The sequence below is a fragment of the Mycobacterium syngnathidarum genome, assembly GCF_001942625.1.
GTDB lineage: Bacteria > Actinomycetota > Actinomycetes > Mycobacteriales > Mycobacteriaceae > Mycobacterium > Mycobacterium syngnathidarum.
In genome coordinates this window covers 69,037-79,539 of record NZ_MLCL01000054.1, presented here as the reverse complement: position 1 = coordinate 79,539, position 10,503 = coordinate 69,037, and the positions used below count along the sequence as shown (strand labels likewise).

Annotated in this window: 14 protein-coding genes and 1 pseudogene; 6 read left to right on the top strand and 9 right to left on the bottom strand. The window is 66.9% G+C overall.

Annotation, left to right across the window (positions count from 1 at the left end; translation table 11 throughout):
• The 4 genes from BKG60_RS14885 to BKG60_RS14870 form a co-directional block, all read right to left on the bottom strand.
• On the bottom strand, window positions 1-188 hold a 188-nt coding region (locus tag BKG60_RS14885), incomplete at its 3' end, for an MmpS family transport accessory protein (protein ID WP_242671602.1).
• 420 nt (window positions 189-608) lie between these two features.
• Window positions 609-1,073, bottom strand: coding sequence for a DUF5078 domain-containing protein (locus BKG60_RS14880; RefSeq protein ID WP_070185518.1), 465 nt, complete (start codon window positions 1,071-1,073; stop codon window positions 609-611).
• Window positions 1,074-1,117: 44 nt separating this feature from the next.
• Entirely contained in the window at window positions 1,118-1,444 is a 327-nt protein-coding gene (locus BKG60_RS14875; protein WP_070185519.1) for a DUF732 domain-containing protein, read from the bottom strand.
• Between the two features lie 47 nt (window positions 1,445-1,491).
• The gene (locus tag BKG60_RS14870) at window positions 1,492-2,652 is read right to left on the bottom strand and encodes an alkaline phosphatase family protein (protein WP_070185520.1); all 1,161 of its coding nucleotides are present in this window, start codon (window positions 2,650-2,652) and stop codon (window positions 1,492-1,494) included.
• A gap of 100 nt (window positions 2,653-2,752) precedes the next feature.
• Here BKG60_RS14870 and BKG60_RS31975 point away from each other — a divergent pair, with 100 nt between their 5' ends.
• Window positions 2,753-3,316 (top strand): Rv1352/Rv1906c domain-containing protein, encoded by a 564-nt coding sequence (locus BKG60_RS31975; protein WP_070945349.1) that lies wholly within the window; start codon window positions 2,753-2,755, stop codon window positions 3,314-3,316.
• A gap of 18 nt (window positions 3,317-3,334) precedes the next feature.
• On the opposite strand, the gene BKG60_RS14860 is transcribed toward BKG60_RS31975, so the two are convergent.
• Window positions 3,335-3,649 carry a hypothetical protein gene (locus BKG60_RS14860; protein WP_070188048.1) on the bottom strand — a complete coding sequence of 105 codons (315 nt, stop codon included), beginning with the start codon at window positions 3,647-3,649 and terminating at the stop codon, window positions 3,335-3,337.
• Between the two features lie 345 nt (window positions 3,650-3,994).
• On the opposite strand from BKG60_RS14860, the gene BKG60_RS14855 reads away from it, so the two are divergent.
• Both BKG60_RS14855 and BKG60_RS14850 read left to right on the top strand, forming a co-directional pair.
• Window positions 3,995-5,203, top strand: a complete 1,209-nt coding sequence (locus BKG60_RS14855) for an acyltransferase family protein (RefSeq protein ID WP_070945350.1) — start codon at window positions 3,995-3,997, stop codon at window positions 5,201-5,203.
• Between the two features lie 155 nt (window positions 5,204-5,358).
• Window positions 5,359-6,048: an Rv0518 family GDSL lipase gene (locus tag BKG60_RS14850; RefSeq protein ID WP_070188076.1), complete on the top strand. Its 690-nt coding sequence runs from the start codon at window positions 5,359-5,361 to the stop codon at window positions 6,046-6,048.
• A gap of 10 nt (window positions 6,049-6,058) precedes the next feature.
• Here BKG60_RS14850 and BKG60_RS14845 read toward each other — a convergent pair.
• The 3 genes and pseudogenes from BKG60_RS14845 to BKG60_RS14835 form a co-directional block, all read right to left on the bottom strand.
• Window positions 6,059-6,553, bottom strand: a pseudogene (locus tag BKG60_RS14845) (helix-turn-helix domain-containing protein); the annotation flags it as partial.
• Window positions 6,502-7,164: an MOSC domain-containing protein gene (locus BKG60_RS14840; RefSeq protein WP_070188049.1), complete on the bottom strand. Its 663-nt coding sequence runs from the start codon at window positions 7,162-7,164 to the stop codon at window positions 6,502-6,504. The pseudogene BKG60_RS14845 and the gene BKG60_RS14840, both read right to left, overlap by 52 nt.
• An 18-nt stretch (window positions 7,165-7,182) precedes the next feature.
• Window positions 7,183-7,431 (bottom strand): hypothetical protein, encoded by a 249-nt coding sequence (locus tag BKG60_RS14835; protein WP_075909716.1) that lies wholly within the window; start codon window positions 7,429-7,431, stop codon window positions 7,183-7,185.
• A gap of 128 nt (window positions 7,432-7,559) precedes the next feature.
• Here BKG60_RS14835 and BKG60_RS14830 point away from each other — a divergent pair, with 128 nt between their 5' ends.
• Complete coding sequence (locus BKG60_RS14830) at window positions 7,560-8,525, top strand: o-succinylbenzoate synthase (protein ID WP_070188050.1); 966 nt, start codon at window positions 7,560-7,562, stop codon at window positions 8,523-8,525.
• A 162-nt stretch (window positions 8,526-8,687) separates the two neighbouring features.
• Window positions 8,688-9,011 carry a hypothetical protein gene (locus tag BKG60_RS14825; RefSeq protein ID WP_070188051.1) on the top strand — a complete coding sequence of 108 codons (324 nt, stop codon included), beginning with the start codon at window positions 8,688-8,690 and terminating at the stop codon, window positions 9,009-9,011.
• Window positions 9,012-9,016: 5 nt separating this feature from the next.
• Here BKG60_RS14825 and BKG60_RS14820 read toward each other — a convergent pair whose 3' ends face one another.
• Entirely contained in the window at window positions 9,017-9,910 is an 894-nt protein-coding gene (locus BKG60_RS14820; RefSeq protein ID WP_070188077.1) for an aminoglycoside phosphotransferase family protein, read from the bottom strand.
• Window positions 9,911-9,971: 61 nt separating this feature from the next.
• Between BKG60_RS14820 and tpx the strand changes: the two genes are divergently transcribed.
• Entirely contained in the window at window positions 9,972-10,466 is a 495-nt protein-coding gene (tpx, locus tag BKG60_RS14815) for a thiol peroxidase (protein WP_070188052.1), read from the top strand.
• The last annotated feature ends 37 nt before the right edge of the window (window positions 10,467-10,503 follow it).

Sequence of the window (10,503 nt, the reverse complement as noted above, 5' to 3'; positions counted from 1 at the left end):
TTGGTGTCATCGACCTTGGTGCTGGAGATGCCGGTGCCGTCGCCTGCGGCGAAGAACGTGCGAACCCGCATCACCGTGAAGCCGCCGACCAGCACCACTGCGGCGATGATCAACGGAATCCAGAACCTCTTGGCCAGGCCTGTGATTGAAAACTGTTTCCGGCGAGAGCTTTTCGTCGCGTTGGTCATCGTGAAATGGCACCGGTCCGTCGATTGTGGGCGATATGGGCAATGGGGAGGCAGGGCGGTGTCGACATGCCGACGGCACGGCAGTCGGTGGGGCAGTACGTCTGCACCATGTTCACCTCGATCACGCCTCGTTGTCTAGCCGAATGGCTAACTAAAGTTAGCGAGATATTAGCCTATTTAAATGAGTGGCAAAACGGTGACGCAGGTGTGGCGCCGCATCCGCGCGCCTGCCCGGGGGGCGATGGCGATTCACCGCCTCGCGGTACGTAACCGGAGGTCAAGCGGCCTTATGCGCCGCGATCTAACACACTTCGAAGGTAGACAGGGCCAGGTGGGACTGCCGACTGTGATGGAGCTAACGGAATCAGCGAGGCTCACCGCCGTGTTGGCGGTGAGCCCCAACCGTCACGAATCTTCGGATTAGTGCCAGTTCCAGACGGACATGTCGTTGGGCGGGTAGTTCTGGCAGACGTCGGTGGTGTTGGCCGCGACGCCCTTGTTGTTGAAGAACAGCTTGGCCCAGTTCGGCCAGCGCCAGGACATGTTCTCGAAGAAGGCGTTGGTGGCCATGTTCTCGGAGTACTGGCGGCGGCCGGCGTAGTCCATGGAGAAGAACCAGTGGATCCGGTCCTGGGCGCCCTGCTGATCGGCGACGGGCTTGTTGTTGTAGTCGATCATGTAGCGCTCGTAGTAGACGGGCTCGACGTCGCGGGCGGCGGCCATGATCTGCTCGGCGGTGCACGGTGTCTTGAGGATGCGGTTGGGGATCGGGTAGTCGTCGGTGGCATCGGCGCTTGCGATCCCGGCGCCGGCCAGGCTGCCGGCCACGGCACACGCAGCCACGCTGGTGCGGATCAGGTTATTGAGACTCTTGCGATTCAACATCTCGCTCCAAAATCTTCAGATCGGCGTCGGAAATCAGACTACGGCTACGTAGCGGCCTGTTCGTAGACAAAGCGCTGATCGGGGCAGTAGTAGTTGATGGCGGTACCCAGGAACTGCCACGACTGAGCGTCGGTGCTGTCCTTATCCAGCTGCTTCTTGACGAAACCGACTGAGTCCTGGGCGTTGTGGTCGACGCCGTTGTGCAACCGCTTGCACATGATCTTGCCGATCCAGGCGTTGTAGTCCTTCTGCCCATAGATACCGAAAGTGTGCAACTCGTTGGCGAAATCCGTGTCCGGATCGGCGTGTGCGGGAGCGGCGAAGGCGATAGCCGCCGCGGCACCGATTGCTGCCAGCCCTGCAAGCTTCATGCGGTGAATCTTAGCCCATCTAAGCCTGTTCGGGGTGTGCGGTTTGCTCAACTGATCGCGGCGAGCAGTGGGACATACTGCTCGGCACTCGTCAGCGAGCCGTGCTGGCCGATCAATGCGGACTCCATGGGTTCGGCGGTTCGTCGCAGTAGTGCGGCCGATCCGCGGGCGGCGGCGACGACATCACCGATGCGGCCCCGGACGTCGTCTCGCACCCGGTCACCGAACCAGCCGGCTGCTATGGCTTCTTCCCGTGACATCACCCATGCGGACTCAGCCAGCGTGGCGCGCCAGGTTGTCAGGACGTCGTCGGCCGCCCCGGCGGCGGTATAGACATGGCGGGCGCGAGCCTCGCCGCCCACGGCGACCACGCCGGCGCGCAGTGGCTCGCACGCGTCGATGTCGGTGACCGCGGCCTGGTCCACCGTGACCATTCCGTGGTCGGCCACCACCGCCAGCAGGCACTCTGCGGGCAGCGCCGTCAACACCGATTCCACCAGGCGGTCCACCTGCCGCAATTGCATGCACCACGCCGGAGAGCCGGGGCCGTGCAGGTGGCCCACCAGGTCGAGGTCGGCGTGATACCCGTAGCAGAATCCGTACCCCGCGACGGCGGAGATGACTTCGGCGGCCAGGTCGCCGAGGGCGTGTGCACCGACATAACGGGCACCCCGCAGCAGCGCCCGGCTCAGGCCAGACCGGGCGTGCTCGGCGCTCGAGACGACCGAGACGTCGAATCCGGCCGAAGCGGCGCGCTCGAACGTGGTGGGCGACGGCTGTACCTGCTCGGGCACCACGCGTTCGCGCAGGTCTGGGCCCCACGGATGGGGCCGCCAGCGCAACGCATTGATGACGTCGAATTCCGGGCCGGCCTCGGGGACCCGAAACGAGTAGCCGACGAAACCGTGCTCGCCGGAACGGCACCCGGTGCCGATCGCCGCCAACCCCGCTGCCGTCGTCGACGGATATCCGACGCACAGGGTCCGCGACGGCGACTGATCCGCCAGGCCCGACAGGACCGGCGCGATCCGGGCATGCTCGGCGAGCAGCTCGGCGCCGAGCCCATCGATCAACAGGACACATGCCCCGCGGATCGGGCCGGGCAACGGAATGCGCGCATCGAAACCAGGGACCCCCATCGCGGCCAGGACCGAGGGGACGACGTCGGCCAGGTGAGGTACGCCGGAATCGGGATGCGGAGGCTCCACACCGCGAGCGTGCCACAGATCACGTCAGCTGGTTCTGGCAACGCACCGCTCCTGCCGAGCCCGTCCGACCACACCGCCGTACCCGGTACGCTGGGTTTTCATGAAGCCGATGAAAGCCGTGATCTTCGCTGCCGCCTTGGCGGTGTCCGCAGGTGGGGCGTTCAGTGGCATCGCCGCCGCGGATCCGGAGACTCCGGCACCTGTCCCCGCGCCGGGTCCGCTGCCCGGCCCGCCCCCCGGTCCGCCGCCGGGGCCGGTCGCGGCGGCACCCGATGCCCCGCCGCCCGCGGCGCCTGCGGCCGCCCAGGCCATCGACCACGACGGCCTCTTTGTGGTCGGTACCGACATCCAACCGGGCAACTACGCATCAGCCGGCCCGGTCGAGGGTGGAACGTGCTACTGGAAGCGGATGGCCGATCTGCACGGCGGCGACATCATCGACAACGCATTCACCAAGAAACCACAGGTCATCACGATCGAGGCCACTGACAAGGCGTTCAAGACGAGTGGTTGCCAGCCGTGGCAGCTGACCGATGCCGTACCGGACAACCCGGCCAGCGGCCCGATCCCGGCGTTGGTCGGCCAAGCCAAGCTCCGCGCGTGGATGAATACGCTCAACAACAACGCCCGCAACTACGACGGCTCCTCGGTGCCGATGCCCTGACGCTTCGGCACGCAGCGATCAGCCCGGCGGGATCACCGGCGGCCGGCAAGCGTTCCCGACCGGATCCCACCACCAGCCGTTGTCGCACATCGGCGGTGGCGGCACCACCGGCGGGCGGCAGGTATTGGCCACCGGGTCCCACCACGAGCCGTTCTCACAACCCAACGGAACGACCGGCGGGCGACACACACTCGCCACCGGGTCCCACCATTCTCCGGCCCCGCAGTCGGCCCAGCTGACCGCAGGTGTGGCCACCGTGACCACCGCCATCAAACCGAATGGCGCCAAGACAGCGCCCACGCCCGCCGCGCAGCGGCCGATGATGCCGGTCATCTCAAACCTCCCCGAGAGATCACACCCTCGAGCCTATCCGGCTGCTGGGCCGACTGCCATTGAGCGGACACCCCCGTCGTGGGCTGCTCGATGGCACTCCGGTGGGCCCGCGCCGGAGGGGCAATCCCTTGCTGCACAAGATCACCCGGGCCGCCGTTTGCGATGCCCAGGCATCTCACAGGAGCTACACACGGCGCGGCCAACATCCGGTTGATCGGCACGCTGCTAGTCTGCGAGGGCTGCCGGTTGCGCCGATCGCGGTCCGATTCGCCCGGTCAGCCGCGGCTATGACATGACAAAACAGCGATGTGACGAATCAGCTGGGTGGAGACGGAAAAGGGTGTTGTGCGCGGCGCAGAGATCAAGGCCCTGACGGGGCTGCGCATCGTCGCGGCGGTGTGGGTGGTCCTTTTCCACTTCCGGCCTCTGCTCTATCAGGTGGCACCTGACGTCACCGAGGCGTTGGCTCCCGTGCTGGACCGGGGCGCGCAGGGCGTCGATCTGTTCTTCATCCTCAGCGGATTCGTCCTGACCTGGAATTACATCGACCGGATGGGGCCGACCTGGTCTACCCGGGCCACGTTGCACTTCCTGTGGCTGCGGCTGTCGCGAGTGTGGCCGGTATACCTCGTCACGTTGCACCTTGCCGCGTTGTGGCTGATCTTCACGCTCAACGTCGGACACGTCCCGCCCGAGGACACCAGCGGCTACAACGCCGTCAGCTATGTGCGCCAACTCTTCCTGGTCCAGTTGTGGTTTGAGCCCTACTTCGACGGTTCGAGCTGGGATGGGCCGGCGTGGTCGATCAGTGCCGAATGGCTGGCCTACCTGCTGTTCGGAGCGCTGATCCTGGTGATCTTCCGGATCGCACGGGCCACCCGGGCGCGAAGCCTGGTCCTGCTGGCGATCGCCGCGGCGCTGCCTCCGGTGGTGCTCCTGATGGCCACCGGCCACTTCTACACCCCGTGGAGTTGGTTGCCGCGGATCGTCATGCAGTTCACCGCGGGAGCACTGGCGTGCGCGGCGGTGCGCAAGCTGCACCTGACGGAGCGCACTCAGAAGCGCGCGGGCTATCTGTCGATCGTGCTGGGCGCCGTGATCGTCGGCGGGCTCTACTTCTTCGACGACCATCCGATGAACACTGTCGGTGACGCCGGCGGCATGGTCGACATCCTGTTCGTGCCGCTGGTGGTCGCCATGGCGGTCGGGGTCGGCAGCCTTCCGGCGTTGTTGTCCACCCGGCTGCTGGTCTACGGCGGACAAATCTCGTTCGGCCTGTACATGGTGCACGAGTTGGTCCATACCGCCTGGATCTGGACCACCCGGCAGTTCGAGTTGACCCTGACGCCCACCCTTTCCGGCAAGGCCACGCTGCTCGGCCTGTTCGCGATCTCACTGGTGGGTGCGATCGCGCTCTATCACCTCGTGGAGGAGCCGGCCAGGCGCTGGATGCGCAGAATGGTCGATATCCGGCCGGTTGAGCAGGCCAACACCAAGCTGCACCGGATCGATACCGAGGACCGGTCCGACGAGGTCGCCGCCCGCGCCGGCTGACCGTTGTAACCTTCCAAACCCGCTGTGCGACAGGTTGTTATGCCCTTGTTATCACTGTGTCACCGGCCGCCTATCAACGGCCGGGGTTCACACAATAGGCTGTTTCGGTATCGCGGTCCGGGGCGAACTGGGTCTCGCCGGCAGTGGAGGTTGCAGTGAGTCGTCTGGCCACTTTCATCGTCTCGCTTGCCCTCGTGGTGGGGCTGTTCACCCAGGCTCCGCCCCGGCGCTATGTCACCTCGGGACTCGATCCGCAGATCAGCCACATCGCAGTGATCGGTGACTCCTACACCACGGGCATGCTCGCCGAGGGTGGGATGGGCCCGCGGAACTGGGCCCCGCTGGCCTGGAAGGAGCTGGCCGACCGCGGCGTGCAGGTGGATGCCGATGTGGTGGCCGAAGGTGGCGCCGGCTACGAGGCCCGCGGCAACCACGGCAACGTTTTCGCGGACCTGACGGCGAGGGCCGTGCAGCCCGACGACGCGTTGATCGTCTTCTTCGGGTCGCGCAACGACAAGGACGCCGATCTGGGTGCGGTCACGCGCTTGAGCCACGATGCCCTGACCAGGGCCCGTCTTTCCGCTCCGACCGCTCGGATCCTGGTGATCGGACCGCCGTGGGTGAATGCCGAGGTGCCGCCGAATCTGCTGGGTGTGCGCGACATTCTGCGCGATCAGGCCCACCAGGTGGGTGCGACGTTCGTCGATCCCATCGCCGAGCGCTGGTTCTTCGATCGCCCGGAGCTGATCGGCGCCGACGGCATACATCCCACCGATGCGGGCCATGCCTACATGGCCGACAAGATCGCGCCGCTCATCGGCAAGGAGCTTCCGCGCTGGGTCTGACCGTGACAGGTCAACCGCCGAACGTGGTGCGGAAACGATCCCGGTAGGCCTTCGGCGACAGCCCGAGATGGTTGACGAACACACGTCGTAGGGTCTCGGCGCTTCCGAACCCGGCCAGCCGGGCTGATTCGGCCACCGGGTGGCCTGCGTCGAGGGCTGCCCGCGCGACATCGATCCGCACCGTTTCCACGTAGCGCGCCGGTGTAGTGCCCAGCTCGGCCTGAAACAGCCGGGTCAGCTGTCGGGTACTCAACGAGGCCAGGGCCGCAAGGCTTTTCACGCTGTGGTCCGCGGGTGCGTCCGACTCGACCAGCGTGGAGAACTGCGACTGGCCACCGACCCGCTTGAGATACACGACCAGTGACCACGCGACCTCGCGCGCCAGGATTTCGTCGGGGTGATCTTGGCCAGCAGCTGGCCGGAATAGACTGCAGCGCAAGCGAACACCGCGAATCAGGTGGTGGCGGTGCGCCGTTCGGCCAGGTCTCGCAAGGGTTCCGGGAGGGCGGGTGCCCGCAGGATGGCGGCCAGGTGCTGTGGCTCCAGGGTCAGGGCGCGGAACACAAAACCGACGGTGATGTCATGGTCGGGCCGCTCGGTCACCACGATCTCATCGCCTGCGGAGACCGATCCCGGCGTCACCAGCCGTAGATAGGCACCCGGGATCGCAGTTCTGGTAAAGGTTTTGACCCATCCGTTGATCTGTAACCAGTTTGCGAACGTCCGGCACGGGATGCGCGGACGGGACACCTCGAGCTCAAGCCCGTCGGACCCGACGCGCCACCGTTCACCGATGACGGCGTTGGTGACGTCGACGCCGGCGGTGGTGAGATTCTCGCCGAACACACCGTTGGCTATCTCTCGGTCCAGATCGGTCTGCCAGGTGTCGAGGTCTTCACGTGCGTAGGCGTACACCGCCTGGTCATCGCCGCCGTGGAACTGCTGGTCACCGATCGTGTCGCCGACCAGGCCGCTACCGAGCCCGCCGTGCATCGGCCCGGGAGCGCGCACCGCGACCGCCGTGTCGACGGGTCGCTTGTCGATGCCGGTGACGGCACGCCCCTCGGCGGTGTTGGGCCGTGGATGGGCCACGTTGACCGTCAATACCTGCGCCATGATGCACAGCGTAGCGGCTTAGAAAGCCGGTGTCGCAACACCATTCGGGACAGCCGGCGGCGGCACCGGCAGGCACAGCCCGGTTGCGAGGTCGAGCTGCCGGCCAGGCAGGCAGAACGGTGAGCAACCATTGGTCACGCCCGTTTCTCCGGGCGGGCACGCTGAGCTGGGGGCCGGAGTCACGATCGTGGCGACCGCCATCGACCCGGCTGACAGCACCGCGGCCGACGCCACGGTGAGAATCGCGCGCCACACTGCGCTCGTCATCGGCTGTCTCCTCATGAGCTGAACCTGCCCGGACCTATGCGCGCAGTCTAGGCGGCGCGCTGCGACGGCACCGGCAGTTGCGCCGTTGTCGGCGCGGGGCCGGGCCGGTCCGCTAGCGTCACCTGCTTGTGCAGACCCTGATCGACTTCGAGCGCGCGCCCGTCTTCGCCATCCCGATCATCGCGCCGGTCGGCGGGCTCACCGTCCGCGAGGGCATGCTCCTTGAGGGGCCTCAAGGGTGGGGAGAGTTCAGCCCACTGCCGAACGACCGTGCACTGGCCCGATGGCTGACCGCGGCCACCGAACCGGGCACCGTCGGCTGGCCCGACCCGGTCCGCGGACGAGTCCCGATCGCGGTCACCGTGCCCGCCGTCGACGCCGCCCGCGCCCGTGCGATCGCCGCTGCATCCGGTTGCCGCACCGCTGCGGTCGAGGTGGCTGCCGGGGCGCTGGCACAGGACGTCGAGCGGGTGCAGGCCGTGCGCGACGGTCTGGGCGCCGGCGGAGTGATCCGATGCGACGCCAAAGGCCGGTGGGATCCGGACACCGCTGTCAACGCCATCGCAGCGCTCGAGCGGGCGGCCGGCGGACTCGAGTTTGTCGCCCAACCGTGCCGGACGCCCGATGCGCTGTCGCAGGTGAGGCGTCGGGTCGAGGTGCCCATCGCGGCCGACGAGTCGATTCGCCACGCCGATGATCCGATGGGTCGTCGGCTCGGCGACGTGGCTGACATCGCCGTGCTCGCCAGTGGACCGCTGGGCGGGGCTCGCCGCGCGTTGCGGGTGGCCGAGTCCTGCGGGTTGCCCTGTGTGGTGAGTTCGACGCTGGAGACCACCATCGGCCTGGCCGCAGGGCTCGCGCTGGCCGGGGCATTACCCGAGTTGGCGTTCGCGTGTGAGCTGGGCACCAGGGGGTTGCTTGCCGGCGATCTGGTCGCGGACTCGCGGTCCCTGCTGCCGGTCGATGGCTACCTGCCCGTGGCTCCGATGCCACCGGCACCGGAGCGGGATCGCCTCCAGCGGTACGCGGTTACCGACCCGGACCGTCTGGCCTGGTGGCGAGGGCGTCTGCAGAGTGCAATATCTGCATCTTGAACAGGCCTGATGCGGTTCCTGGCGGCTCGCCGGGAACCGCGCCCGGGCACCCTTGCGCAGATCAGATTCAAGTAGCGCACTACGCATGTGGCCTACGGGCCGGCAACTCGAGAATCAACTTCGTCAGCTACCGCTGGCGGGGAAGATCCAACGGAGGATGCCATGTCGTTGTTCGCCAAGTTGTCGGAACTCCGGGCCGTCAAGACCCAGGACTCCGGTGGAACCGACGAGCTCAGTATCAGCAGGGCTGATGGGTTCCAGTTCAAGGCTGTATCGATGTGCCAGGGGGATGTGGTGGATCTGGACCGGCTGCTGCCGTTCGACGGCCAGCTGGAGATCGTGTTGCGTGAGGTGGATGACCAGACCGACGAGATGCAGGACGTGGGATCGATACTCATCCGTTCGGACGAGCAGGGGCGCGGCGAGCTCACCCAGCAGTTCAACGGGGCAGGTGCGTTGTACGACCTCACCTACAAAGTCATCTGAGCATCTCAATCCTGCACGGCCTTTGCGATCGCCACACAGGTGGTCAACCAGTCCACGTCGGGTTCAGCTGCCTCGGTCAGCTCCCACATCGCGTTGTGCAGCATCCGCACGATCACCCAGGCTCGGGCCCGATCGGCTTCCAGCCCGGCGGCGTCGACCAGGGCCGACAACCGCCGCCGGACGCCCTCGCGAACATATCCGGCCAGTTCGTCCCAGCGGTTCCACAGCATCGGCGCGACCTCGTAGTGCGGGTCGCCGTTCAGCGGCTTGGGATCGATCACCAACCACGGCTCGCGGTCAGCGGCGAGGACGTTCTCATAGTGCAGGTCGCCGTGGATCAGGGTGCCGGTAGCCGCCGGATCGGTGACCAGATCCCCGCCGAGGGCGATCGCCTGCTCCACCAGCCGGCGCGGCACCGGGGCGTTGCGGGGGAGCTGGGTCAAATCGGCGGTCCAGCGCGCGGTGCAGTCGGCCAGTGACCGCAGCCGGGGCAGGGCCGGCACGTGTATACGGCCGTAGAGCCCGGCGACGATCTCACAGGCCTCGATATCCCAGAGCTCGTCGAGGTTTCGTTGCTCCAGTCGTTCCAGCAACATGATCCTGCGGTGTGGGTCGGCGCGCAGCAACCGCACTGCCCCTTCGCCTTTCCACCGGCGCAGCGCCAGGTGTTCGTGTTCGGACTCGTCGTCCGGGTAGGCGGCCTTGAGAACCGCGGGTACACCGTCGGCCGTCTGAACCGGCAGGACGAGCGAGCAATACCCGTGCAGGGCGGTCCCGTCGGCGCGCAACTCCCATTCGGTGAGGTGGTTGCGAACCTGTCTCGGCAGACCATCTACCCAGGATTGCCACTGCGGACCCCGCGTGCCCATCGCGCGCACCGCGTCGGGCAGATCGATCATCGCCACCATCGTCGCACCCCGGGCGGCCCGCGGGACATCGGGTTTTGACAGACTGTGCTCCATGGCACAGATAACCTTGCGCGGAAACCCCATCAACACCGTCGGCGAACTGCCCGCAGTCGGTAGCCCGGCCCCCAGCTTTTCGCTCGTCGGCACCGACCTCGGTGCCGTCACCAACGATCAGTTCGCGGGTAAGGCAGTGCTGCTGAACATCTTCCCGTCGGTCGACACCCCGGTGTGCGCCACCAGCGTGCGTACTTTCAACGAGCGTGCCGCCGGAGCCGGTGCGGCCGTGCTGTGCGTGTCCAAGGACCTGCCGTTCGCACAGAAGCGTTTCTGCGGCGGCGAGGGCATCGAGAATGTCACCACCGCGTCGGCCTTCCGCGACAGCTTCGGTGAGGATTTCGGAATCGCGTTGGCCGATGGCCCGATGGCCGGGCTGCTGGGTCGTGCCGTCGTGGTGATCGGCGCCGACGGCAACGTGGCCTACACCGAACTGGTGCCCGAGATCGCCCAGGAGCCGGACTACGACGCCGCCCTGGCCGCGCTCAAATAGTTCAGGTAGCCGGCTCCGTCCCGCACCGGCGCCTGGC